Below are 22912 nucleotides of genomic sequence, written 5' to 3'. Positions count from 1 at the left end.
GGCCCGGTCCGGCCGGCGCCCGACAGACCGAGAGGCTCCCCACCGTGCGTATTGCCAGGTTCTCCGTCCGGGAAGGGAGTCCTGCCGCCGGCAGCGTCTCCTTCGGCGTGGTGGAGGGTGACCCCGCCCAGCCAGAGTCTCTGGTGGTGCACGGCCTGGCCGGCCACCCGATCGTGTCGATGCAGCTCAGCGGCGAGAGCTACCGGATGCAGGACATCCGCCTGCTGTCGCCGATCCTGCCGAACAAGGTGGTCGCGGTCGGCCGCAACTACGCGGCGCACGCCAAGGAGCTCGGCCACGAGGTCCCGGACGTCCCGCTGACCTTCTTCAAGCCGTCGACCGCCGTGATCGGCCCCACCGAGGCGATCGCGTACCCGCCGTTCTCCTCGGACGTCCAGCACGAGGCCGAACTCGCTGTGGTGATCGGCCGGATGGGCCGCGAGGTCCCGCTGGAGCGGGTCCCCGAGATCATCTTCGGCTACACCTGTGCGAACGACGTGACCGCCCGCGACGTCCAGCAGCGCGAGGGCCAGTGGGCCCGCGCCAAGGGCTTCGACACCTCCTGCCCGCTCGGTCCGTGGATCGAGACCGAGCTGGACCCGAGTGACCTGGCGATCACCTGCACCGTCAACGGTGAGCTCAAGCAGACCGGTCGGACCTCCCTGATGGTCCGTTCGATCGCCGAGCTGATCGTGCACATCTCGGAGGCCATGACCCTGCTGCCAGGTGACGTCATCCTCACCGGCACCCCGGCCGGGGTCGGCCCCCTCAACGTCGGCGACGAGGTCGCCGTCTCCATCGAAGGCATCGGCACTCTCGCCAACAAGGTCATCTCTCGCTGAAAAGAGCTGTAAGCGTGGCTAACACCGAGCTGGACCCGACCGTCCGGGTCCGCTTCTGCCCCTCCCCGACCGGCAACCCGCACGTGGGCCTGGTCAGGACCGCCCTCTTCAACTGGGCCTTCGCCCGCCACAACGGCGGCAAGCTGGTCTTCCGGATCGAGGACACCGACGCGGCCCGGGACTCCGAGGACTCCTACCACCAGCTGCTGGAGGCGATGCGCTGGCTCGGCTTCAACTGGGACGAGGGCCCGGAGGTCGGCGGCCCGCACGCGCCGTACCGGCAGTCGCAGCGGATGGACATCTACGCCGACGTCGCCCGCAGGCTGCAGGAGGGTGGCCACGCCTACCACTGCTACTGCTCCACCGAGGAGCTGGACGCCCGCCGTGAGGCGGCCCGCGCGGCCGGCAAGCCCTCCGGTTACGACGGCCACTGCCGCGAGCTGAGCACCGATCAGGTCGAGGTCTACCGGCAGGAGGGCCGCCGGCCGATCCTGCGTTTCCGGATGCCGGACTCCACCATCGTCTTCGACGACCTGGTCCGCGGGAAGCTCAGCTTCGAGCCCAAGGACGTGCCGGACTTCGGCATCGTCCGGGCCAACGGCGCGCCGCTCTACACCCTGGTCAACCCGGTGGACGACGCCCTGATGGAGATCACCCACGTGCTCCGCGGCGAGGACCTGCTCTCCTCGACGCCCCGTCAGATCGCGCTGTACGCCGCCCTCGCGGAGATCGGGGTCGGCAACGGCACCACCCCGCGCTTCGGTCACCTCCCGTACGTGATGGGGGAGGGCAACAAGAAGCTCTCCAAGCGTGACCCGCAGGCCAGCCTCAACCTGTACCGCGAGCGCGGCTTCCTGCCCGAGGGCCTGCTCAACTACCTGGCGCTGCTGGGTTGGTCGCTCTCCGAGGACCAGGACCGCTTCTCCATGGAGGAGTTCGTCGCGGCCTTCGACATCGCCAAGGTGAACGCCAACCCGGCGCGCTTCGACCTCAAGAAGTGCGAGTCGATCAACGGCGACCACCTCCGCCGTCTCGACCCGGAGGAGTTCGTCCGTCGCCTGGTGCCGTACCTCCAGGCCCCCGGCCTGCTGCCGGCCGAGCCGAGTGCCGAGCAGCTCGACCTGCTGGCCAAGGTGGCACCGCTCACCCAGGAGCGGATGGTCGTGCTGAGCGAGATCGTCACCATGGCGGGCTTCCTCTTCGTCGACCCGGCCGACTTCGCGGTGGACCCGGAGGACGCCGCCAAGGTGCTCACCGCGGACGCCCGCCCGGTGCTGACCGCCAGCATCCAGGCCCTGACCGAGCTGGCCGACTTCACGCCGGAGCCGATCCAGGCCGCGCTGCGCGAGGCACTGGTGGAGGGCCTGGGCATCAAGCCCAAGTTCGCCTTCACCCCGCTCCGGGTGGCCGTCACCGGCCGCCGGGTGTCCCCGCCGCTCTTCGAGTCGATGGAGCTGCTCGGCCGCGCCGAGACGCTGCGCCGGCTGACGGCGGCGCTGCAGCTCACCCCGGAGGCCTGATCCCGGCCGCCCCGGGGGGCTGCGTTGACCAGCGACGCAGCCCCCCGGGGCACTGCCTGCGGTTATGGATTTTGGAGCGGGGCCGGGTGTCGGGTAATGTTCTTTCTGCGCCGCCCGGGAGGGACAGGGCGAGGAACCAGAAGCCTCGCCAGGGACGGACCAGCGGTCGCAATGCCGAGCGAGACCCCGTCAGGGGTTGAACTCTGGTGGGGTATGGTGTAATTGGCAGCACGAGTGATTCTGGTTCATTTAGTCTAGGTTCGAGTCCTGGTACCCCAGCGCAGTAAACGCACGTTGTTTGACGAAGTACAGTAAGCCCCCGTTGTGTAGCGGCCTAGCACGCTGCCCTCTCACGGCAGTAGCGCCGGTTCGAATCCGGTCGGGGGTACGCATCACTGAAGTACAAGCCCCCGTTGTGTAGCGGCCTAGCACGCTGCCCTCTCACGGCAGTAGCGCCGGTTCGAATCCGGTCGGGGGTACCAGATCCTCTCCACTGTCACCACCGGACGAGTTCGCAACCCCGGTCCTGACGAAGTATGGGATCACCAAGTTTGCCCCCGTTGTGTAGCGGCCTAGCACGCTGCCCTCTCACGGCAGTAGCGCCGGTTCGAATCCGGTCGGGGGTACCAGAGCAGAACGGCCGGTGGGCTCAACAAGTCCACTGGCCCGATGCTTTGTTGGGGTATGGTGTAATTGGCAGCACGAGTGATTCTGGTTCATTTAGTCTAGGTTCGAGTCCTGGTACCCCAGCCAGTCGTACGGCCCCGGTGATCCGGGGCCTCTTTGCATTTCCGGACCGGTACGGAAGAACGGCCCCCGAGGGGGCCGTTCGTCGTTCTCCGGTACGGGTCAGCCGCGGCGCAGGGCCTCGGTGAGGCGGTTGGCGGACTCGATGATGGCCTGGGCGTGCATCCGGCCCGGGTGGCGGGTCAGGCGCTCGATCGGTCCGGAGACCGAGACGGCGGCCACCACGCGGTTGGAGGGCCCGCGGACGGGCGCGGAGACGGACGCCACGCCCGGCTCGCGCTCGCCGATCGACTGGGCCCAGCCGCGCCGTCGTACGCCGCTCAGGGCGGTCGCGGTGAACCGGGCGCCCTGGAGGCCGCGGTGCAGGCGCTCGGGCTCCTCCCAGGCCAGCAGGACCTGGGCGGCGGAGCCGGCCTTCATCGGCAGCGTGGAGCCGACCGGCACCGTGTCGCGCAAGCCGGAGAGTCGCTCGGCGGCGGCCACGCAGATCCGCATCTCGCCCTGCCGGCGGTAGAGCTGGGCGCTCTCGCCGGTGACGTCGCGCAGGTGCGTGAGCACCGGCCCAGCGGTGGCGAGCAGGCGGTCCTCGCCCGCCGCGGCGGAGAGCTCGGAGAGTCGGGGGCCGAGGATGAACCGGCCCTGCATGTCCCTGGTGACCAGGCGGTGGTGTTCGAGTGCGACGGCGAGTCGGTGGGCGGTGGGCCGCGCCAGACCGGTGGCGGCGACCAGCCCCGCCAACGTGGCGGGGCCCGACTCCAGTGCGCTGAGCACCAGAGCGGCCTTGTCGAGAACGCCGACGCCGCTAGAGTTGTCCATGCCCTGATACTGCAGTCTCATTCCGCGAGACGCAAGTTCAATTCTCGAGGAAAAGCGCCACTCTTGGTGGAGCAGCCCGGGAGACACCCAGCTTCGGACCATCATCCAACGTCCGCATGCTGGACACGATCCGGCGTGCAGGTCATCCGGACCGCCGCCTCACCAGGCGGGCGGACACACGACCTCGATCACACGAGAAGGCCGGCAGAGCGGCCGGCTGGAGGGAAAGCGATGGGACGGACACTCGCAGAGAAGGTCTGGGACGACCACGTCGTCCGGCGCGCCGAGGGCGAGCCCGACCTGCTCTACATCGACCTGCACCTGCTGCACGAGGTGACCAGCCCGCAGGCCTTCGACGGTCTCCGGTTGGCCGGCCGGAAGGTCCGCCGGACCGATCTCACGATCGCGACCGAGGACCACAACACCCCCACCCTGGACATCGACAAGCCGATCGCGGACCCGGTCTCCCGGGTCCAGCTGGAGACGCTGCGCGCCAACGCCGCCGAGTTCGGGGTCCGGATCCACTCGCTCGGCGACGTCGAGCAGGGCGTCGTGCACGTGGTCGGCCCGCAGCTCGGTCTGACCCAGCCCGGCACCACGGTGGTCTGCGGCGACTCGCACACCTCCACCCACGGCGCGTTCGGGGCCCTGGCGTTCGGCATCGGCACCAGCCAGGTCGAGCACGTGCTGGCCACCCAGACGCTGCCGCTGGCCCCGTTCAAGACGATGGCGATCACGGTCGAGGGCGAGCTGCCCGACGGCGTCACCGCCAAGGACCTGATCCTGGCGATCATCACCAGGATCGGCACCGGCGGCGGCCAGGGCTACGTCCTGGAGTACCGCGGTTCGGCGATCCGCAGCCTCTCCATGGAGGCCCGGATGACGATCTGCAACATGTCGATCGAGGCGGGCGCCCGGGCGGGCATGATCGCCCCGGACCGGACCACCTTCGACTACCTGGAGGGCCGCCCGCACGCTCCCAAGGGCGCCGACTGGGACGCGGCGGTGGAGTACTGGTCCACGCTGACCACCGACGAGGACGCGGTCTTCGACGCCGAGGTGTTCATCGACGCCACCCAGCTCACCCCGTTCGTGACCTGGGGCACCAACCCCGGCCAGGGCGCCCCGCTCGGCGCCAACGTGCCGGACCCGGCCTCCTTCGAGGACCCCTCGGAGCGGGTCGCGGCCGAGAACGCGCTCAAGTACATGGGCCTTGAGGCCGGTACGCCGCTGCGCGAGGTCAAGGTGGACGCCGTCTTCGTCGGCTCCTGCACCAACGGTCGGATCGAGGACCTGCGGGCCGCTGCGGCCATCGTCGAGGGCCGCACCATCGCCGAGGGCGTCCGGATGCTGGTCGTGCCCGGTTCGGTCCGGGTCGCGCTGCAGGCGATCGAGGAGGGCCTGGACAAGGTCTTCACCGCCGCCGGCGCCGAATGGCGGCACGCGGGCTGCTCGATGTGCCTGGGCATGAACCCGGACCAGCTGGCCCCGGGCGAGCGCTGCGCCTCGACCTCCAACCGCAACTTCGAGGGGCGGCAGGGTAAGGGCGGGCGTACCCACCTGGTGTCCCCCCAGGTCGCCGCCGCCACCGCCCTGCTGGGCCGGCTGGCCGCGCCCGCCGATCTGTCGTCCGACGTCGCTGTGGAGGTCTGAGCAGCCATGGAGAAGTTCACCACGCACACCGGCCGGGCGGTTCCGCTGCGCCGCAGCAATGTCGACACCGACCAGATCATCCCGGCGCACTGGCTGAAGAAGGTCACCCGCACCGGATTCGAGGACGGGCTGTTCGAGGCCTGGCGCAAGGATTCCGAGTTCATCCTCAACCAGCCCGAGCGGCAGGGCGCCTCGGTCCTGGTGGCCGGCCCCGAGTTCGGTACCGGCTCCTCGCGCGAACATGCGGTCTGGGCACTTCAGAACTACGGTTTCCAGGCCGTCATCTCGTCCCGATTCGCCGACATCTTCCGTGGCAACTCGCTGAAGAACGGTCTGCTCACCGTGCTGCTGCCGCAGGAGACGGTGGATCAGCTCTGGGCTCTCACCGAGGCCGATCCGACCGCCGAGATCACCGTCGACCTGGAGGCCAGGGAGGTCCGCGCCGAAGGCGTGACCGCCTCTTTCGAGTTGGACGACAACGTCCGCTGGCGCCTGCTCAACGGCCTGGACGACATCAGCATCACGCTCCAGAACGAGGGCGACATCGCCGAGTTCGAGACCACCCGGCCCAGCTTCAAGCCGCGTACGCTGCCGGTCCTCTGAGTCCCTGATTCCTGACGGTCCGCCGGATGGCCCACCCCTCCTGAGGGGTGGGCCATCGGTGTGTTCCGGGCCCGAGTTGAGCTCCGGATAAACCCCCGGGCAGCGCAACTCCGTACAGATGGCACAATCGTTGCATGCACCGGCACCATGAACCTCCGTACGGGGACTGCGAACCAGCGTCCTCGGAGGGGATGGGCGACCCGGAAGTCACTGCGCTCTTCGCGCTGGTGGCCGAGCGGTTGAAGCAGGCTCACGACCGCGTTCATGCGCTGAACGTGTCAACCGAGGCAAAGACCGCTCTCACCCGCCAACTGTTGATCGTCACGGAGACCGCCAAGCGCGATCTTCCGGAGGCGGCAAGGCGGTTGGCTCGCTTTGTGCAAGACCTCGACGAGGGGCGCCTGCCACTCGGATGAGGTCCCGGACGCGCAAATCCATTGCGACACTAGGGTGATTCGCGCGTTTGGTAATTGAAAGTCCGCAGATACATACCTAACGTGCGAAATGAACGGATGGAATCATCCGGCGCCCGTTTCTGAAGGGGAAGACGTGAACAAGGCTCAGCTTGTCGAAGCGGTGGCCGAGCAGCTGGGCGGTCGCAAGGCTGCCGCAGAGGCCGTCGACGCAGTGCTCGACACCATGGTGCGTGCCGTTGTGGCCGGTGACCGGGTGTCGGTCACCGGCTTCGGCACCTTCGAGAAGGTCGACCGCTCCGCGCGGTTCGCCCGCAACCCGCAGACCGGCGAGAAGGTCAAGGTCAAGAAGACCGCGGTGCCGAGGTTCCGTCCCGGCCAGGGCTTCAAGGACCTGGTCAGCGGCAGCAAGAAGCTGCCGAAGGAGGGCCCGTCGGTCAAGAAGGCGCCCAAGGGCTCCCTCACCCCGGGCAAGAGCGGCACCACCGCCGCCGTCAAGCGCGCCGCCACCAAGCGGGCCGCCACGGCCGCCGCCGCTGCTCCGGCCAAGCGCACCGCGGCCAAGAAGACCACCACCGCCCCCGCGGCCAAGACCACTGCGGCGAAGAAGGCCGCTCCGGCCAAGAAGGCCACAGCGGTCAAGAAGACGGCGGCGGCCACCAAGACCGCGGCCGCCAAGAAGACCACCGCGACCAAGAAGGCCACCCCGGCCAAGACCACCGCGGCGGCCAAGAAGGCCGCTCCCGCCAAGAAGGCCACGGCGACGGCGAAGAAGACCGCGCCCGCCAAGAAGACCGCCACGCGCAAGACCACCGCGCGCCGGTCCACCGCCAAGTAGTCCCTGGCGATCGTTCGACCGACGGCGGGTCAACCGCCGTGAGCCGTGGCGGCTCGCATCCGGGTCCTTCCCGGGAGCGAGCCGCCACGGCTCTTTCGCGTCACGGCTCCTGACGGCCGATCGCGAGCTCGTAGCTGATGTCCCACCGTGAGTCCGGTACGACGAGTTCGGCGGTCTCCACCGCGCGGCCGTCCCGGTCGTAGTAGGTGCGCTCGATCAGCGTCACCAGGTCGCCGGCCGAGACGCCGAGCAGGTTGGCCTGCTGCGCGGTGGCGCGGGAGGGACGGGTCCGCTCCACCGCGCGCTCCACCTGCACTCCGATCGCCGCCATCCGCCGCACCACGCCCTGCCCGGCCAGCGGGCCGTACTCGGGACAGATCACCGGCGAACCCGCCGTCAGCTCCAGCGGCTCCCAGCTGTTGGCGAGCAGGACCGGCTGGCTGTCGATCAGGAACTCGTAGACCGTGCGCACCGTCGGCGCCCCGGGCTCGACGCCCAGCCGCGCGGCCACCTCGGGCGGGGCCGGGGCGCTGGTCTCGGTGGTGGACTCCCAGCTGCCGGTGCCGTCGATCTCGCCCAGGTCGGCCCGGAAGGACGCCGGGGTGCCGATCCGGGACCGGACCATGGCACGGCGGGGCACCGGGCGGCGCACGTACGTGCCGGAGCCGCTGCGGCCCTCCAGCAGGCCCTCGGTGATCAGCAGTTGCTGGGCGCGCTGGAGCACGTTGGCATCGACGTCGTACTCGATCGCCAGCTTGGCGCGGGACGGCAGGACGTCGCCGGTCTGCCACTCGCCCAGACCGATGCGGCGGCGCAGATCGGCGGCGATGCGCTGGTACTGGCGCTCAGCAGGTGACATCTGGCTCTCCCGGCGGCAGGCACGACCCGGCCGAGCTCGGCAGGGCGGGTGATTCAGCGTTGACAATCTAATGCATCAGGTGTAATCTAATTACTTAGATTTACGTTCCGTGACCAGCTGCTCGCGGGGAGAGTCGTTGCGTGCGAACCACCAGCGTGTTTGACGTTGCGAACGGCCTGGCCAGGGCCACCGGTGGACGGCCCAGGGTCCGCCTCAGACCCTCCGGCGGCTGGCGGGTCTACCTGGTGCTGCCGGACGGCTTGAGCGCCGAGGCGCAGCTCACGGTGCTGGATCTGCTGGCCGGGGCGGACCGCTTCGGCCATGACCGGACCGACACGACCCAACGGGTCTGGGCCGACTTCGACCACCACCACGAGCAGGAGCCGACGCTGTGAGCACCACCGGGGCCTACACCGTGTCCATCGAGGACATCGCCCCTCCCGCGACCTTCCAGCACCTGCGCGACGCGCTGGAGGCCCTCTGGCAGGCCCTGCGGGTGCTGCCGCTCGGCTGGACGCAGTTCGAGGCCTACCGCTACTTCCTCGGCGAGGGAGCGGTCGAGCGGGTCACCGAGTTCCTCGACCGGGACGGCGAGTTGACGCTCAGTTTCGCGATCGGCGGCCGGTCCCACCTGATCCAGGTGACCCGGACCTGAGGCCGCGGGCCCCGGCCGGAGCCGGATCAGCCCGCCTGGTCCGCCGGGTCGGGGAAGGTCTGCAGGGTGAGGAAGACCACCCGCCGGGCGTCGCCGGTGCCCTCGGTACGGATCCGCAGCCGCTGGCCGGGACGTAGCAGCCGCAGGCCGCCCGCGTCGAAGGCCGGGGCGTCGAACGGGACGGGGGTGCCGTCGTCCAGGAGGACCGAGCCGGTACGGGTGGCTGGGTCGAAGGTGTACGAGGTGGCCTGCATGCCAGCAGCATAGCGACGGGCCGGCGGCCGTTCAGGAGCACACCGGTGTGTAGGCGAGGGCGGCGGTGTGCGGCCCGACGCCGAGCGCCAGCGCCTCCAGCAGGTCCGCCCCGGTGTCCACGTCCCGCCGTACCGAGGGCACGTCGCCCGGGCTGAGCTCGGCCGCGCCGCCGGCCGCGTGCCCGGCCCGCGATCCCGCGCCGAACCGGGGGGCCAGCGCCCGCCCCGGCGGGCAGGCCAGCAGGGTGGTGCCGAGCCCGGGGGAGTCGGCCAGGAAGGACCGCCCGCCGACGGCCGCGGCGGCGGTCAGCACCCGGGCCAGCTCGTCGCCGCGCAGGGCGGGCAGATCGGCCGAGAGCACCGCCAACGGGGCGTCAGGAGCCAGCCGCCGGGCGAGCTCGGCGCCGTACGTCAGCGCCGGGTTGAGCCCGCCACCCGGCTCGTCCGCCACCACCAGCGCCCCCAGCCGGGCCAACTGCGCCCCCGCCACCGCGTCCTGGGTGACCACCAGCACCCGGGCCACCAGCGGACAGGCCAGCGCGGCCGTCACCGTGTCCAGCGCGAACGCCAGGGCGAGCGCGGGCCTGCGCGCACCGGCATACGGCTCCAGCCGGCTCTTCGCCAGGGCGAGCGGCTTCACCGGCAACACCAAGGACCACTCGGGGTGGGGCGTGGGCGCGGGCGGCGCTGCGGGGCGTACCGTGTCCTGGGTCATCGGCGCCATTCTTACGCCGGTGGCGGACCCCTGACCAGGCGGCCCGGCCGGACCGACGTGTGCCGCGCAGCTGCCGGGGACGGTCAGGCAAGCCGCTCGACAGCGGCGGGGCCAGTGGTGAGACTGGTCCGCGCCCGGAGGGGCGACGACCGACCTGCGGCGCCCCACGTGCCGCAGCCCGAGGAAGAGGAGCAGGAGTGGCTCGCCGCTCGTACGCCAGGTTCGGCAACGCGGACTACGGGATCTGGTACCGCTTCGCCGCAGCGCTCGTGAAGCCGGTGACCACCGCCCTGGTGAAGCCGGACTGGCGCGGATGGGAGCACCTGCCCGAGCAGGGCGGCTTCCTGGCGGTGGTGAACCACAACTCGCTGATCGACCCGGTGGTCTACGCGCACTGGCAGTACAACAGCGGCCGGCCGCCCCGGATGCTCGGCAAGGCCGGGCTGTTCTCGGTGCCGTTCATCGGCTTCATGCTGCGCAAGACCGGCCAGATCCCGGTGTTCCGCGAGTCCACCGACGCGGCCAAGGCGTTCCGCGCCGCGATCGCCGCCGTCGAGCAGGGCCAGTGCGTGCAGTTCTACCCCGAGGGCACCCTCACCCGGGACCCGGACGTCTGGCCGATGACCGGCAAGAGCGGCGCCGCCCGGGTCGCGCTGATGACCGGCGCGCCGGTCATCCCGGTCGCGCACTGGGGGGCGCACGAGATCATCCCGCCGTACGGCCGGGGCGGGAAGGGCAAGTTGAACCTCTTCCCCCGGCACAAGGTGACCGTGGCGGCCGGGCCGCCGGTGGACCTGACCAAGTACCAGGGCCAGGAGCTGACCGCCGAGGTGCTGCGGGACGCCACCGAGGACATCATGACGGCGATCACCGACGTGCTCGCGGAGATCCGCGGCGAAGAGCCGCCGGCCGAGCGCTACGACATGCGCAGGGCGGCCCTGCAACGGGCCGAGGACCACGCCGCCAAGAAGGACCGGGCGGCGGGCCACCGGAACGACGAGGAGACCACCAAGTGACCCGCTGCGCCGTGTTCGGGACCGGGTCCTGGGGGACCGCCTTCGCGATGATCCTGGCCGACGCCGGCTGCGAGGTGACCCTCTGGGGCCGCCGCCAGGAGCTGGTGGACGCGATCAACGCGACCCACGTCAACCCGGACTACCTGCCGGACACCCGGCTGGCGGAGACCGTCCGGGCCACCACCGACCCCGCCGAGGCGCTGGCCGGGGCGGAGTTCGCGGTGCTCGCCGTGCCCTCCCAGACGCTCCGTCAGAACCTCGCCGCCTGGGCGCCGCTGCTCGGCCCCGACACCGTGCTGGTCTCGCTCATGAAGGGCATCGAACTCGGCACCGCCAAGCGGATGTCCGAGGTGATCCAGGAGATCGCCGAGGTCGGCCCGGAGCGGGTCGCCGTGGTCAGCGGGCCCAACCTGGCCCGGGAGATCGCCAACAAGCAGCCCGCCGCCAGCGTGGTCGCCTGCACGGACGAGCTGGTCGCCAAGCGGCTCCAGACGGCCTGCCACACCCCGTACTTCCGCCCGTACACCAACACCGACGTGGTCGGCTGCGAGCTCGGCGGCGCGGTGAAGAACGTGATCGGCCTGGCGGTCGGCATGGCCGACGGGATGGGCCTGGGCGACAACACCAAGGCCACCCTGATGACCCGGGGGCTGGCCGAGATCACCCGGCTCGGCCTGACCCTGGGCGCCGACCCGCACACCTTCGCCGGCCTCGCCGGGATGGGTGACCTGGTGGCGACCTGCTCCTCGCCGCTCTCCCGCAACCACACCTTCGGCACCAACCTCGGCCGCGGCATGACGCTCGAGGAGACCATCGCCGCCACCAAGCAGACCGCCGAGGGCGTCAAGTCCTGCGAGTCCGTGCTCGACCTGGCCCGTCGGCACGGGGTCGACATGCCGATCGTGGCGGCCGTGGTCGACGTGGTGCACCGCGGACGGCCGACCCAGGAAGTGCTGGCCGGGCTGATGGCCAGGTCGGCCAAACCCGAGCGCCACTGAACTCGCCACCGCGCGGGTGACTTTCGCCGAAACCCCCGCACGGTAGTCTCGAACACGATATGAGCATCGAAAAGACCTCCCCCAACGCGGCCAAGCCGCGCGTTGCGATCGTCTTCGGCGGCCGCAGCTCCGAGCACGGCATCTCGGTCGTCACGGCCGGCAGCGTGCTCAGGGCGATCGACCGGAGCAAGTACGAGGTGCTGCCGATCGGCATCACCCATGAGGGCCGCTGGGCCCTGGTCGGTGACGAACCGTCCAGGATGGCCATCACCGACCGGAAGCTCCCCGACGTCGACGGCGTCGCCGAGTCCACCGAGGGCCAGGTCGTGCTGCCCGGCAACCCGACCAGCCGCGAGGTGGTCTGGAGTGAGCCCGGCGCCGTGCCCAAGGCGCTCGGCGAGGTGGACGTGGTGCTGCCGCTGCTGCACGGCCCCTGGGGCGAGGACGGCACCATCCAGGGCCTGCTGGAGCTCTCCGGCGTCCCGTACGTCGGCTCCGGCGTGCTGGCCAGCGCGGCCGGCATGGACAAGGAGTTCACCAAGCGGATCCTGGAGTCGCACGGCATCGGCGTCGGCCGTTACACCGTGGTCCGCCCGCGCGAGTGGGAGACCGAGACCGGCCGCGCCGCCGCCCGGACCCGGATCGCCGCACTCGGCCTGCCGCTCTTCGTGAAGCCCTGCCGGGCCGGCTCCAGCATGGGCATCACGAAGGTCAAGGACCTGGCCGACCTGGACGCCGCGATCGACGAGGCCCGCCGGCACGACCCCAAGGTGATCGTCGAACTCGGCGTCGAGGGACGCGAGATCGAGTGCGGCGTGCTGGAGTTCGAGGACGGCCCGCGGGCCAGCCTGCCGGCCGAGGTGCTGGTCGACGGGGACTTCGAGTTCTACGACTTCGAGGCGAAGTACATCGACTCCTCCGAGGTGCAGATCCCGGCCCGGCTGACGGAGAGCGAGACGGCCGAGATCCGCCGCCAGGCGGTGCTCGCCTTCGACGCGCTCGGCTGCGAGGGCCTGGCCCGGGTCGACTTCTTCCTGCTCCCGGACGGCAGCTGGATCGTCAACGAGATCAACACCATGCCCGGCTTCACCCCGATCTCCGCCTACCCCAAGATGTGGGAGGCCACCGGCCTGCCCTACCCGGAGCTGATCGAACGGTTGCTCACCGCAGCCCTCAGCCGCTCCACGGGCCTCCGGTAGGCAGACGCGGGCGTCGCCCTGACAGGGGCTCCGGGACGGATGAACTCCGGGCCTAGAGCCCCTCGGGGATGGTCGCCTTGACGGCGTCCGTCAACGAGCTGAGCGGGTCCGCGTAGTTGGGGTAGGCGCCCCCCGGGACGGTGACCTCGACGTAGGTCTTCCGGAGGGTGGTGACGAAGCGGTAGCCGCCGTCCGGGAGGGGGCTCATGCCCCACTGGACGTCGTTGACCTCCGGTGCGGCGGCCAGCGGGTCGTCGTCCAGGTAGCCCGGCCGGGGCAGCCCGCACCGCAGGACCGTCCGCGGCGAGCTGTCCCAGGCCGCGGTGTACGGCGAGGCGGGCGACGGGTCGTCCCGGTGGTGGCCGAGCACGGTCTCCGGGAGTGCCTTGTCGAGCGCCTCGCAGAACCCGGCCTCGGCGGCCCGGGGCACCGGGGGAGCGACATCCGCGGGCAGGCTCCAGCTCCAGCCGAGCAGACCGGTGCAGGTCAGCAGGACGGCGGGCGGCACACCCCAGCGGACAGTGGCGGGCAGGCTGCTCAGACGGCTCATGCCGCGATGGTAGCCAGGCCTTACAACCGGACCACCGGGCAGGTGAGGGTCCGGGTGATGCCCTCGACCTGCTGGACCTGGGCGACCACCAGCCGGCCGAGGTCGTCGATGGTCTCGGCCTCGGCCCGCACGATCACGTCGTACGGTCCGGTGACGTCCTCGGCGGTGACCACTCCGTCGATCGTGGCGATCGAGCGGGCCACCGCGGTGGCCTTGCCCACCTCGGTCTGGATCAGGATGTATGCCTGTACCACGGGGACCTCCAGCGGGGTGGGCTGATCGGCAGTCTGATCACCACGCTACCGCCCGGCGGCCCGGGTACGGGAGACCTCGGTACGGCCCGAGGGCGTACGCTGCGCGCGGGGGCGCGCTGGAGCGGCCTGGAGTCAGGTCAGTGAGAGAGGACGGCAGATGCAGGGGACCGTGGGCGAGCTCGGCGAGTTCGGACTCATCAGGGAGCTCACCGCCCGGCTGCCGCTCACCCCGGCCGTGGAGCTCGGGCCGGGCGACGACGCGGCCGTGGTGCGGACGCCCGACGGCCGGGTGGTGGCCACCACCGACGTGCTGATCGAGGGCCGGCACTTCCGCCGCGACTGGTCCACCGCGTACGACGTGGGTCGCAAGTGCGCCGCGCAGAACCTCGCCGACATCGCCGCGATGGGCGCGGTGCCGACCGCGATACTGCTCGGCCTGGTTACCCCGATCGACCTGCCCACCACCTGGGCCACCGAGCTGATGGACGGCCTGCGGGACGAGTGCCAGGTGGCCGGGGCCACCGTGGTCGGCGGCGACGTGGTGCGCGGGGAGACCATCACGCTGGCCATCACCGCCCTCGGCGACCTCCAGGGCCGGGCCCCGGTGAAGCGCTCCGGCGCCCAGCTCGGCGACGTGGTCGCGGTGACCGGCTGGCTGGGCTGGTCGGCCGCCGGGCTGACCGTGCTGTCCCGGGGCTTCCGCTCACCGCGCGCCTTCGTCGAGGCGCACCGGCGCCCGGAGCCGCCGTACCACGCGGGCCCGGCCGGGGCGGACCTCGGCGCCACCTCGATGATCGACGTCAGCGACGGTCTGGTGGCCGACCTCGGCCATGTCGCCAAGGCCAGTGGAGTGGACATCGACCTGCGCGCGGCCGACTTCGACGTGCCTGCCCAGATGGCGGACATCGGCCAGGCGGTCGGGGTCGATCCGCTTGTATGGGTGCTGTCCGGTGGGGAGGACCACGCGATCGTGGCCACCTTCCCGAGCACCGTCCAGCTGCCCGCCCGATGGCGTGTGGTCGGCGAGGTGGTGCGCACGGCGAGCACGGCCCGCGGCGGACAGGTCACCGTGGACGGCGCACCGTGGGACCGGGCCGGTGGCTGGGACCACTTCGCTGCGGAGTAGCGAGGTCGACGCTTCACCGCCGAGTAGCGAGGTCGGGCGGGTAGCCTGAGCGCTGTCGGCCGTGTCCGGTCTGTCCGGTGCTGCCCGGCTCGTACGAGAATCCATCAACTCGGGGGCCTGCGCTGCCCCAGGAGCGGGAGAGCACGTCCCCATGAGAATCGGCGTCCTGACCAGTGGTGGAGACTGCCCCGGCCTCAACGCGGTGATCCGCTCGGTGGTGCACCGCGGCACCGACGTGCACGGCGACGAGATCGTCGGGATCGAGGACGGCTTCCTCGGGCTGATCGAGGGCCGCAGCCGACCTGTCTCGCACGACGACGTGACCGGTCTGCTCACCCTCGGCGGGACGATCCTGGGCTCGGCCCGGGTGCAGCGGGACCGGATCAACTGGGCCGTGGAGAACGCCGAGCAGCTCGCGGCCAACATCGGCATCGACGCGCTGATCGCGATCGGCGGCGAGGGCACGCTCACCGCCGCCAAGCTGTTCAGCGACGCGGGGCTGCCGGTGGTCGGAGTACCGAAGACCATCGACAACGACATCGACGCCACCGACGTGACCTTCGGCTTCGACACCGCCGTGCACGTGGCCACCGAGGCGATCGACCGGCTGAAGACCACCGCCGAGTCGCACCAGCGGGTGATGGTGGTCGAGCTGATGGGCCGTCACACCGGCTGGATCACGCTCACCGCCGGGATGGCCGCCGGTGCGCACGGCATCCTGATCCCGGAGAAGCCGTTCGACATCGAGGCGGTGGCCCGCATGATCGAGGAACGCTTCCAGCGCGGCAAGAAGTTCGCCATCATCGCGGTCGCCGAGGGCGCCAGGCCGCTGCCGGGCACGCTCCGCTTCGACCACGGCGAGGTGGACCAGTACGGCCACCAGACCTTCGGCGGGATCGGCACCCGGCTGGCGTACGAGCTGGAGGACCTGCTCGGCAAGGAGTCCAAGCCGGTCATCCTCGGGCACACCCAGCGCGGCGGCACCCCCACCGCACGGGACCGGGTGCTGGCCACCCGGTTCGGCTGGCACGCGGTGGAGGCCGTGCACAAGGGCGCCTTCGGGCACTTCACCGCGCTGCGCGGCACCGAGATCGTGCTGGCCCCGGTCGCCGAGGCGGTCACCCGGCTGAAGACCGTTCCGCAGGACCGCTGGGCGGAGTCCGAAGCCGTCCTCTGACGGATGTTCGATAGGTTGACCGACATGGTTGCTCCTCCTCGCGTACTCACGGTCGCCGGCTCGGACTCCGGGGGCGGCGCCGGCATCCAGGCCGACCTCAAGACGATGCTCGCGCTCGGGGTGCACGGCATGAGCGTGCTCACCGCCGTCACCGCGCAGAACTCGGTCGGGGTCCAGGGGTACTGGGAGCTGCCCGCCGAGGCGGTCCGGGCCCAGTTCCGCAGTGTGGTCGACGACATCGGCGTCCAGGCCGTCAAGACCGGCATGCTCGCCTCGGTCGAGCTGGTGGAGACCGTCGCCGACCTGCTCACCGGGGTCGGTGCCCCGGTCGTGGTCGACCCGGTCGGCGTCTCCAAGCACGGCGACGCGCTGCTCGCCGCCGAGGCGGTGGCCACCGTACGGGAGCGGCTACTGCCGGTGGCCACCCTCGCCACGCCCAACCTGCACGAGGTGACCCAGCTCACCGGACTGGAGGTGACGGGCGAGCGGGACATGGCGGTGGCCGCCGAGGCGCTGCTCGGGTACGGTCCGGCCTGGGTGCTGATCAAGGGCGGCCACCTCGAAGGGGAGGCCGCGGACCTGCTGGTCGGCACCGACGGCTCCGCCCACTGGTACCGGGCACCCCGGCACGACAACCGGCACACCCATGGCACCGGCTGCACCCTGGCCAGCGCGATCGCCTCCGAGCTGGCCAAGGGCGCCGCGATGCCGGAGGCGGTGGCCGGTGCCAAGGAGTACGTCACCGGCGCGATCCGGGCCGGCTTCGCGCTGGGCGCGGGCATCGGCCCGGTGGACCACGCCTGGCGCTGGCGCTGAACCCCTGCTCACCGCTTCCGGAACGACCGAAGGGCGGACCCGAGGGTCCGCCCTTCAACCGGTGCGTCGGAGCCGGTCGGTAAGACAGAAAGCCGACCCACCCGAGGGTGAATCGGCGATCTGGAGGACCGGCTAACCGGTCTGCGCGTCAGCGCGAGACCTTACCGGCCTTGATGCACGAGGTGCAGACGTTGAGCCGCTTCGGCGTCCGACCGACCGTCGCACGCACCGTCTGAATGTTGGGGTTCCAACGACGGGGAGTACGGCGGTGCGAGTGGGAGATGCTGTTGCCGAAGCCCGGCCCCTTGCCGCAGACGTCGCAGTTGGCAGCCACAGGAGTCACTCCAAGACTTCAGATCATTTACGTTCGAAAACCCCGGCTGAACCAACCGGGCCACTCGCGTGGACCGGACCGCTTCAAGGGGTGAGCCCGGACTGTTCCGGGCAACCGGGAGAGCATACAACGCCGATTCCCGTTCAACGAAACTACCACGGTCAGCCCCTTGATCATCCCTGCCCGCCGTCGGCCTGCGGCGATCGCCACTCCGGCCGGATAACCTGCCAGCATCGCCCCTTGCCATCGCGTTCACCCGTGCCCCCGCCCGGGGTTCGGGCCGCGTTCACCGGAGGAGACCCTGGTGCTGGACACGCTCGACGCCACCACCGTCCGCACCTGGTGCCGCCTCGCCCTGACCGCGCTGGGCCAGGCCCGCGAGGAGATCGACGCGCTCAACGTCTACCCCGTCCCGGACGGGGACACCGGCACCAACCTCTACCTCACGGTGGAGTCCGCCGCCGAGGCGGTCGAGCGGTGCTTCGCCGACCAGGCCGACCCCGGACTCTCCACCGCGATGACGGCCGGCGCCCGCGGCGCGCTGATCGGCGCACAGGGCAACTCCGGCGTCATCCTGGCCCAGTGGCTGCGCGGCCTGGCCGAGGTGCTCGCGCTCGGCGGCGAGCCCGCCGACCTGCGCAAGGGCCTGCTGCGGGCCGCCGAGTCCGCGTACCAGGCGGTCGCCGAACCCGTCGAGGGCACGCTGCTGACCGTCGCCGCCGCAGCCGCCCGGGCCGCCTCCCAGGGGGCGGGCGGTCTCGCCGAGGCCGCCGACACCGCCTACCGCGCCGCCCGCGAGGCGCTGCTGCGCACGCCCTCCCAGCTCGCCGTGCTCGCCGAGGCCGGTGTGGTGGACGCCGGCGGTCGCGGGCTGGTCGCCATCCTCGGAACGCTCTCGGACGCCGTCACCGGCCAGACACCGATGGGCCCGGTCGCCCAGCGGCGGGAGTTCGACCGTCCGGTCCGCCCGGCCGACTGCGAGGGCCACGAACGCCCGCCGGGGCCCGGCCACCCCGCCTTCGAGGTGATCTACCTGCTGGACGCCCCCGACCAGGCACTGCCGACACTCCGCGCCGAACTGGCCGGGCTCGGCGACTCGCTGGTGGTCGGCGGCGGCGACGGCCTGTGGAACGTCCACGTCCACGTCGACGACGCGGGCGCCGCCGTCGAGGCCGGGGTCCGGGCCGGACGGCCGTACCAGATCCGGATCACCCACTTCGCCGAGGCCGCCGCTCGGGCCGGGGAGAACGACCGGCGGATCACCGCGGACCGGACCGTGCTCAGCGTGGTCACCGGCGCCGGTCTGGCCGAACTCTGCGAACAGGCCGGGGCGCACGTCCTGCACGCCGATCCCGACCGGCCGCCCGCCAGCGCCGAACTGGTCACCGCCGTCCGCCGCTGCGCCGCGCACGAGGTGATCCTGCTGCTCAACGACCCCGAGCTGCGGGCCGCCGCCGGAGCCGCCGCCGACCAGCTACGGCAGGACGGCGTACGGATCGCGGTGCTGCCCACCCGCTCGCCGGTCCAGGGCCTGGCCGCGCTCGCCGTGCACGAGCCCGCCCGCCGGTTCGACGAGGACGTGGTCGCGATGACCTCCGCCGCCGGGGCCACCCGCTACGCCGAACTCGCGGTCGCCGAGGGCGAGTCCTGGACCATGGCCGGGGTCTGCCAGGCCGGGGACGTGCTCGGCCTGATCGACGGCGACGTGGTGCTGATCGGCGCCGACCCGGTCGCCGTCGGCGAGGAGCTGCTCGGCCGGATGCTCGCGGCCGGCGGCGAGTTGGTCACCCTGGTCCTCGGCGCGGGCGCCTCCGCCGGACTGGCCGACCGGCTGGTCGCGCACGCCCGCCGGCAGCGCCCCGAGGTGGACACCGTGGTCTACGACGGCCGCCAGCAGTCGGCCACCCTGCTGATCGGGGTGGAGTGATCCGGGCTGTCGCCCCCGTGGTGTCCAATAGGTCCTGATGGGCGCTCTCGATGAATCTCTGACCAAGCTGGTCGGCGACCGCACCGCCAAGGTGCTGGCCGACAGCCTCAAGCTGCGCACGGTCGGCGACCTGCTGCACCACTATCCCCGCCGGTACGTGGAACGCGGCCAGCTCACCAGCCTCGACGACCTCGAGGTGGACGAGCACGTCACCGTGCTGGCCCGGATCGAGAAGGTCACCCTGATCCCGTTCAAGGCCCGCAAGGGTGACCGCCTCGAAGTGGTGGTCACCGACGGGCGCGGGCGGCTCAGCCTGGTCTTCTTCAACCAGGGATGGCGGCAGAAGGACCTCCGCCCCGGCTCCCAGGGCCTGTTCGCCGGCAAGGTCGGCGTCTTCAACGGCAAGCGCCAACTCGCCTCGCCCGACTACCAGTTGATCGACGCCGAGGACGGCAACCCGGAGGCCGACAAGTTCGCGGGGCGGCTGATCCCGGTCTACCCCGCGAGCGCCCAGATGCCCAGCTGGAAGCTCTCGCTCTGCTTGGAGCTGGCCCTCGACAAGCACCTCTCCGACGTCGGCGAGCCGCTCCCCGCCGAGCTGCGGGAGAAGCACGAGCTGATCCCGCTGCCCGAGGCGCTGGAGCTGATCCACCGCCCGCGCAACCAGGCCGACCGGGAGCGCGCCCAGGACCGCCTGCGCTGGGACGAGGCCTTCGTTCTCCAGGTCGCCCTGGCCCAGCGCAGGGCCGCCGACTCCGCCCTCCCCGCCATCGCCCGCAGGCCCGCCCCCGACGGCCTGCTGACGGCCTTCGACGCCCGGCTCCCGTTCGAGCTGACCGAGGGTCAGCGCACCGTCTCCGCCGAGATCTTCACCGACCTCGCCACCGAACACCCCATGCACCGCCTCCTTCAGGGCGAGGTCGGATCGGGCAAGACCATGGTGGCGCTGCGGGCCATGCTGGCCGTGGTCGACGCGGGCGGGCAGGCGGTGTTGTTGGCGCCCACCGAGGTGCTGGCGCAGCAGCACCACCGGTCGATCGTCGAGATGATGGGTGACCTGGCCGAGGGCGGCATGCTCGGCGGGTCGGACCTGGGCACCAAGGTCGTGCTGCTGACCGGGTCGATGGGGACGGCGGCGCGGCGGCAGGCGATGCTCGACATGGCCTGCGGGGATGCCGGGATCGCGATCGGGACGCATGCGCTGATCGAGGACAAGGTGCAGTTCCAGGACCTCGGCCTGGTGGTGGTGGACGAGCAGCACCGGTTCGGCGTCGAGCAGCGGGACGCGCTGCGGGCCAAGGGGGAGCAGCCGCCGCACCTGCTGGTGATGACGGCCACCCCGATCCCGCGCACGGTGGCGATGACGGTCTTCGGCGATCTGGAGACCTCGGTGCTCGACCAGCTGCCGGCCGGGCGTTCGCCGATCTCCACCCATGTGGTGCCCGCGCTGGAGAAGCCCAACTTCCTGGCCCGGGCCTGGGAGCGGGTCCGCGAGGAGGTCGGCAAGGGCCACCAGGCGTACGTGGTCTGCCCCCGGATCGGCGACGAGCCGCCGGACGCGCCGGGCAAGAAGAAGCGCAAACCGGTGGCGGACGACCCGGAGGACGTCGGCGACGCCGGCGCCGCGAGCGACGAGAAGCGGCCGCCGCTCTCCGTGGTGGAGACCGCCGGGATGCTGACCAAGGGGCCGCTGGCCGGGCTGCGGGTGGAGATCCTGCACGGGCGGCTGACGCCGGAGGCCAAGGACGACGTGATGCGGCGCTTCACGGCGGGCGAGGTGGACGTGCTGGTCGCCACCACCGTGATCGAGGTCGGCGTGAACGTCCCGAACGCGACGGTGATGGTGATCCTGGACGCCGACCGGTTCGGCGTCTCGCAGCTGCACCAGCTGCGCGGCCGGGTCGGCCGCGGCTCGGCCGCCGGGCTCTGCCTGCTGGTCAGCGACATGCCCGCCGCCAGTGCGGCCCGGGCCAGGCTGGACGCGGTGGCCGGCACCCTGGACGGCTTCGAGCTGTCCCGGATCGACCTGGAGCAGCGCCGCGAGGGTGATGTGCTCGGTCAGGCGCAGTCCGGGGTGAAGTCCTCGCTCAAGGTGCTCTCCGTGCTGGACGACGAGGAGGTCATCGCGACCGCCCGCGAGGAGGCCGCCCGGCTGGTCGCCGAGGACCCGTCCCTGGCCGCCCACCCGGAGCTGCGCACCGCCCTGGAGAGCCTGCTCGACGAGGACCGCGCGGAGTACCTGGAGAAGGGGTAATTCCCCTGTTCCGCAAGGCCGTTGAACCCCCTGAATTGTCAGTGCCGGAGGAGAGAATGTAGTTGTTCGGGACGCACCCCCAAGGTGCGTTCCCGGCACGACACCTGGGGGTTCCGCCTTGGCTTTCCGTCATCTCAACGAGCTTCCGCTGGGCGACAAGGTCTTCCGGATCGAGCTGGCCAGCGACGACGACCGCGAGGTCACCCTGACCCTGACCGGCTGGCGCGAGGGCGCCGCCACCACCCCGCTCGCCTCCGGCCGGCTGCGCCTGCCGGTGGAGGAGGTGGCCAACCTGCGGATCGCGCTGAACCGCGCGCTGCGGGCGCTGGCCATCGTCGCCGATGTCTCCGAACCCATCCCCGACCGCGACGTGCTTCGCGAGCTGTACCCCGGCCACGGCGCCCCCTGGGTGCCGCAGCACGAGGAGGAGCTGACCCGCCGGTTCCACGACGGCGACACGGTGGCCCGGATCGCCGCCCGCTTCGGCCGGACGCCCGACTCCGTCCGCACCAAGCTGCGCGAGCTCGGCCACGACCCGCGCAAGCCCGAGTACTGCCCGCCCGACGGCTGCCTCTCCTGGTCCCGGTACGCCTCGCCGAGCATCGTGGGCACGGTGGAGTAGACGGCACCCCGGGGGTGCCCACCGACGGCGGTCGGTGGGCACCCCCGCCGCCGTGCGTGCACCCGACCGCGGGCCAGCGGATAGCGTGTCAGGTGCATCCAGGCAGGGTGTATCCAGGAAGGGACCGCACTTCTCATGACCCGCGTGATCGCCGGGGTGGCCGGTGGCCGCCGTCTCTCCGTCCTGCCGGGACGGACCACCCGCCCGACCTCCGACAAGGCGCGGGAGGCGATGTTCTCCACGCTGGCCTCGCTGCGCGGCACCCTGCACGGGGCCCGGATGCTCGACCTGTTCGGCGGGTCGGGTGCGGTAGGCCTGGAGGCGCTGTCCCGGGGCGCCGAGCACGTCCTGCTGGTGGAGGCCGATGCCGGGGCCGCGAAGGTGATCCGGGAGAACGTCAGGACCGTGGCCCTGCCGGGCGCCGAGGTCCGGGCCGACCGGGCCGAACGGGTGATCGCCGGCCGGCCTCCGGGGACGCCGTACGACCTGGTATTCCTGGACCCGCCGTACTCGGTCACCGACGACGAGGTGCGGGAGATGATGGTCACACTCCTGGCCGGGGGCTGGCTCACGGCGGACGCACTCGTCACCGTGGAACGCAGCACGAGGGGCGGCGAGTTCCGCTGGCCCGAGGGTTTCGAGGCGGAGCGCTCCCGGCGCTACGGCGAGGGCACCCTCTGGTACGGTCGCGCCGCCAACGGACCTGCCGAAGACTCGTAGCAGC

The 22912-nt window shown here is 71.5% G+C and carries 25 protein-coding genes and 5 tRNA genes; 23 read left to right on the top strand and 7 right to left on the bottom strand.

Annotation, left to right across the window (positions count from 1 at the left end):
* Positions 1–44: 44 nt before the first annotated feature.
* The 7 genes from ACKUU6_RS11330 (at position 45) to ACKUU6_RS11300 (ending at position 3115) form a co-directional block, all read left to right on the top strand.
* The gene (locus tag ACKUU6_RS11330) at positions 45–842 is read left to right on the top strand and encodes a fumarylacetoacetate hydrolase family protein (RefSeq protein WP_407988369.1); all 798 of its coding nucleotides are present in this window, start codon (positions 45–47) and stop codon (positions 840–842) included.
* A gap of 14 nt (positions 843–856) precedes the next feature.
* Positions 857–2362: a glutamate--tRNA ligase gene (gene gltX / locus ACKUU6_RS11325; RefSeq protein ID WP_407988368.1), complete on the top strand. Its 1506-nt coding sequence runs from the start codon at positions 857–859 to the stop codon at positions 2360–2362.
* A gap of 207 nt (positions 2363–2569) precedes the next feature.
* Positions 2570–2641, top strand: a tRNA-Gln gene (locus tag ACKUU6_RS11320).
* A 36-nt stretch (positions 2642–2677) separates the two neighbouring features.
* A tRNA-Glu gene (locus tag ACKUU6_RS11315) sits at positions 2678–2750 on the top strand.
* An 18-nt stretch (positions 2751–2768) separates the two neighbouring features.
* A tRNA-Glu gene (locus ACKUU6_RS11310) sits at positions 2769–2844 on the top strand.
* Between the two features lie 71 nt (positions 2845–2915).
* Positions 2916–2991 (top strand) — tRNA-Glu (locus tag ACKUU6_RS11305).
* 49 nt (positions 2992–3040) lie between these two features.
* Positions 3041–3115, top strand: a tRNA-Gln gene (locus tag ACKUU6_RS11300).
* Positions 3116–3211: 96 nt separating this feature from the next.
* Here the strand turns inward: ACKUU6_RS11300 and ndgR are convergent.
* Positions 3212–3925, bottom strand: coding sequence for an IclR family transcriptional regulator NdgR (gene ndgR / locus ACKUU6_RS11295; protein ID WP_057232382.1), 714 nt, complete (start codon positions 3923–3925; stop codon positions 3212–3214).
* Positions 3926–4156: 231 nt separating this feature from the next.
* Between ndgR and leuC the strand changes: the two genes are divergently transcribed.
* From leuC to ACKUU6_RS11275, 4 genes are all read left to right on the top strand, one after another.
* A complete protein-coding gene (gene leuC, locus ACKUU6_RS11290) occupies positions 4157–5578 on the top strand; it encodes a 3-isopropylmalate dehydratase large subunit (RefSeq protein WP_407988367.1) in 1422 nt (473 codons plus the stop codon).
* 6 nt (positions 5579–5584) lie between these two features.
* Positions 5585–6181: a 3-isopropylmalate dehydratase small subunit gene (leuD, locus tag ACKUU6_RS11285; protein ID WP_407988366.1), complete on the top strand. Its 597-nt coding sequence runs from the start codon at positions 5585–5587 to the stop codon at positions 6179–6181.
* A 191-nt stretch (positions 6182–6372) separates the two neighbouring features.
* Positions 6373–6597 carry a hypothetical protein gene (locus tag ACKUU6_RS11280; protein WP_407988365.1) on the top strand — a complete coding sequence of 75 codons (225 nt, stop codon included), beginning with the start codon at positions 6373–6375 and terminating at the stop codon, positions 6595–6597.
* A 133-nt stretch (positions 6598–6730) separates the two neighbouring features.
* Complete coding sequence (locus ACKUU6_RS11275; protein ID WP_407988364.1) at positions 6731–7432, top strand: HU family DNA-binding protein; 702 nt, start codon at positions 6731–6733, stop codon at positions 7430–7432.
* 100 nt (positions 7433–7532) lie between these two features.
* Here the strand turns inward: ACKUU6_RS11275 and ACKUU6_RS11270 are convergent, their stop codons facing one another.
* Positions 7533–8291, bottom strand: coding sequence for a GntR family transcriptional regulator (locus ACKUU6_RS11270; protein WP_407988363.1), 759 nt, complete (start codon positions 8289–8291; stop codon positions 7533–7535).
* Between the two features lie 140 nt (positions 8292–8431).
* On the opposite strand from ACKUU6_RS11270, the gene ACKUU6_RS11265 reads away from it, so the two are divergent.
* Complete coding sequence (locus tag ACKUU6_RS11265; RefSeq protein WP_407988362.1) at positions 8432–8686, top strand: hypothetical protein; 255 nt, start codon at positions 8432–8434, stop codon at positions 8684–8686.
* Complete coding sequence (locus ACKUU6_RS11260; RefSeq protein ID WP_407988361.1) at positions 8683–8946, top strand: hypothetical protein; 264 nt, start codon at positions 8683–8685, stop codon at positions 8944–8946. The genes ACKUU6_RS11265 and ACKUU6_RS11260 overlap by 4 nt, the downstream gene beginning before the upstream one ends.
* A gap of 26 nt (positions 8947–8972) precedes the next feature.
* Here the strand turns inward: ACKUU6_RS11260 and ACKUU6_RS11255 are convergent, their stop codons facing one another.
* Positions 8973–9200, bottom strand: coding sequence for a hypothetical protein (locus ACKUU6_RS11255; RefSeq protein WP_407988360.1), 228 nt, complete (start codon positions 9198–9200; stop codon positions 8973–8975).
* A 31-nt stretch (positions 9201–9231) separates the two neighbouring features.
* Positions 9232–9915 carry a 2-phospho-L-lactate guanylyltransferase gene (cofC, locus tag ACKUU6_RS11250; protein ID WP_407988359.1) on the bottom strand — a complete coding sequence of 228 codons (684 nt, stop codon included), beginning with the start codon at positions 9913–9915 and terminating at the stop codon, positions 9232–9234.
* A gap of 197 nt (positions 9916–10112) precedes the next feature.
* Between cofC and ACKUU6_RS11245 the strand changes: the two genes are divergently transcribed.
* The 3 genes from ACKUU6_RS11245 to ACKUU6_RS11235 are packed head-to-tail and all read left to right on the top strand — an operon-like array spanning position 10113 to position 13128.
* On the top strand, positions 10113–10931 hold the full coding sequence (locus tag ACKUU6_RS11245; RefSeq protein WP_407988358.1) for a lysophospholipid acyltransferase family protein: 819 nt from the start codon (positions 10113–10115) through the stop codon (positions 10929–10931).
* Positions 10928–11929, top strand: coding sequence for an NAD(P)H-dependent glycerol-3-phosphate dehydrogenase (locus ACKUU6_RS11240; RefSeq protein ID WP_407988357.1), 1002 nt, complete (start codon positions 10928–10930; stop codon positions 11927–11929). Before ACKUU6_RS11245 ends, ACKUU6_RS11240 begins: the two co-directional genes overlap by 4 nt.
* A 59-nt stretch (positions 11930–11988) precedes the next feature.
* Positions 11989–13128: a D-alanine--D-alanine ligase family protein gene (locus ACKUU6_RS11235; RefSeq protein WP_407988356.1), complete on the top strand. Its 1140-nt coding sequence runs from the start codon at positions 11989–11991 to the stop codon at positions 13126–13128.
* A 52-nt stretch (positions 13129–13180) separates the two neighbouring features.
* On the opposite strand, the gene ACKUU6_RS11230 is transcribed toward ACKUU6_RS11235, so the two are convergent.
* The gene (locus tag ACKUU6_RS11230; protein ID WP_407988355.1) at positions 13181–13678 is read right to left on the bottom strand and encodes a DUF3515 domain-containing protein; all 498 of its coding nucleotides are present in this window, start codon (positions 13676–13678) and stop codon (positions 13181–13183) included.
* 20 nt (positions 13679–13698) lie between these two features.
* A complete protein-coding gene (locus ACKUU6_RS11225; RefSeq protein ID WP_407988354.1) occupies positions 13699–13932 on the bottom strand; it encodes an Lrp/AsnC family transcriptional regulator in 234 nt (77 codons plus the stop codon).
* Positions 13933–14089: 157 nt separating this feature from the next.
* On the opposite strand from ACKUU6_RS11225, the gene ACKUU6_RS11220 reads away from it, so the two are divergent.
* The 3 genes from ACKUU6_RS11220 to thiD all read left to right on the top strand — a co-directional run bounded on the left by ACKUU6_RS11220 (position 14090) and on the right by thiD (position 17051).
* On the top strand, positions 14090–15058 hold the full coding sequence (locus tag ACKUU6_RS11220; protein WP_407988353.1) for a thiamine-phosphate kinase: 969 nt from the start codon (positions 14090–14092) through the stop codon (positions 15056–15058).
* 151 nt (positions 15059–15209) lie between these two features.
* Complete coding sequence (locus ACKUU6_RS11215) at positions 15210–16235, top strand: 6-phosphofructokinase (protein WP_407988352.1); 1026 nt, start codon at positions 15210–15212, stop codon at positions 16233–16235.
* Between the two features lie 24 nt (positions 16236–16259).
* Entirely contained in the window at positions 16260–17051 is a 792-nt protein-coding gene (gene thiD / locus ACKUU6_RS11210; RefSeq protein WP_407988351.1) for a bifunctional hydroxymethylpyrimidine kinase/phosphomethylpyrimidine kinase, read from the top strand.
* Between the two features lie 148 nt (positions 17052–17199).
* Here thiD and rpmB read toward each other — a convergent pair whose 3' ends face one another.
* The gene (rpmB, locus tag ACKUU6_RS11205) at positions 17200–17385 is read right to left on the bottom strand and encodes a 50S ribosomal protein L28 (protein ID WP_082598345.1); all 186 of its coding nucleotides are present in this window, start codon (positions 17383–17385) and stop codon (positions 17200–17202) included.
* Positions 17386–17689: 304 nt separating this feature from the next.
* Between rpmB and ACKUU6_RS11200 the strand changes: the two genes are divergently transcribed.
* From ACKUU6_RS11200 to rsmD, 4 genes are all read left to right on the top strand, one after another.
* The gene (locus ACKUU6_RS11200; protein WP_407988350.1) at positions 17690–19312 is read left to right on the top strand and encodes a DAK2 domain-containing protein; all 1623 of its coding nucleotides are present in this window, start codon (positions 17690–17692) and stop codon (positions 19310–19312) included.
* A 37-nt stretch (positions 19313–19349) separates the two neighbouring features.
* Entirely contained in the window at positions 19350–21566 is a 2217-nt protein-coding gene (gene recG, locus ACKUU6_RS11195) for an ATP-dependent DNA helicase RecG (RefSeq protein ID WP_407988349.1), read from the top strand.
* A 118-nt stretch (positions 21567–21684) separates the two neighbouring features.
* Entirely contained in the window at positions 21685–22188 is a 504-nt protein-coding gene (locus ACKUU6_RS11190; RefSeq protein WP_407988348.1) for a hypothetical protein, read from the top strand.
* A gap of 135 nt (positions 22189–22323) precedes the next feature.
* The gene (gene rsmD, locus ACKUU6_RS11185; RefSeq protein WP_407988347.1) at positions 22324–22908 is read left to right on the top strand and encodes a 16S rRNA (guanine(966)-N(2))-methyltransferase RsmD; all 585 of its coding nucleotides are present in this window, start codon (positions 22324–22326) and stop codon (positions 22906–22908) included.
* Positions 22909–22912 lie beyond the last annotated feature (4 nt).

Source organism: Kitasatospora sp. CMC57, assembly GCF_045866025.2.
Taxonomy (GTDB): domain Bacteria; phylum Actinomycetota; class Actinomycetes; order Streptomycetales; family Streptomycetaceae; genus Kitasatospora.
The sequence above is the reverse complement of the archived record's forward strand: the minus strand, read 5'-3'. Positions and strand labels throughout refer to the sequence as shown.

Bases quoted from the DNA above. Each gene is read 5' to 3' on its own strand.
- ndgR (WP_057232382.1), bottom strand. From the start codon at position 3,925: ATGGACAACTCTAGCGGCGTCGGCGTTCTCGACAAGGCCGCTCTGGTG.
- leuC (WP_407988367.1), top strand. From the start codon at position 4,157: ATGGGACGGACACTCGCAGAGAAGGTCTGGGACGACCACGTCGTCCGG.
- leuD (WP_407988366.1), top strand. From the start codon at position 5,585: ATGGAGAAGTTCACCACGCACACCGGCCGGGCGGTTCCGCTGCGCCGC.
- ACKUU6_RS11280 (WP_407988365.1), top strand. From the start codon at position 6,373: ATGGGCGACCCGGAAGTCACTGCGCTCTTCGCGCTGGTGGCCGAGCGG.
- ACKUU6_RS11270 (WP_407988363.1), bottom strand. From the start codon at position 8,291: ATGTCACCTGCTGAGCGCCAGTACCAGCGCATCGCCGCCGATCTGCGC.
- ACKUU6_RS11255 (WP_407988360.1), bottom strand. From the start codon at position 9,200: ATGCAGGCCACCTCGTACACCTTCGACCCAGCCACCCGTACCGGCTCG.
- cofC (WP_407988359.1), bottom strand. From the start codon at position 9,915: ATGACCCAGGACACGGTACGCCCCGCAGCGCCGCCCGCGCCCACGCCC.
- ACKUU6_RS11235 (WP_407988356.1), top strand. From the start codon at position 11,989: ATGAGCATCGAAAAGACCTCCCCCAACGCGGCCAAGCCGCGCGTTGCG.
- ACKUU6_RS11230 (WP_407988355.1), bottom strand. From the start codon at position 13,678: ATGAGCCGTCTGAGCAGCCTGCCCGCCACTGTCCGCTGGGGTGTGCCG.
- ACKUU6_RS11220 (WP_407988353.1), top strand. From the start codon at position 14,090: ATGCAGGGGACCGTGGGCGAGCTCGGCGAGTTCGGACTCATCAGGGAG.
- ACKUU6_RS11215 (WP_407988352.1), top strand. From the start codon at position 15,210: ATGAGAATCGGCGTCCTGACCAGTGGTGGAGACTGCCCCGGCCTCAAC.
- thiD (WP_407988351.1), top strand. From the start codon at position 16,260: ATGGTTGCTCCTCCTCGCGTACTCACGGTCGCCGGCTCGGACTCCGGG.
- recG (WP_407988349.1), top strand. From the start codon at position 19,350: ATGGGCGCTCTCGATGAATCTCTGACCAAGCTGGTCGGCGACCGCACC.
- rsmD (WP_407988347.1), top strand. From the start codon at position 22,324: ATGACCCGCGTGATCGCCGGGGTGGCCGGTGGCCGCCGTCTCTCCGTC.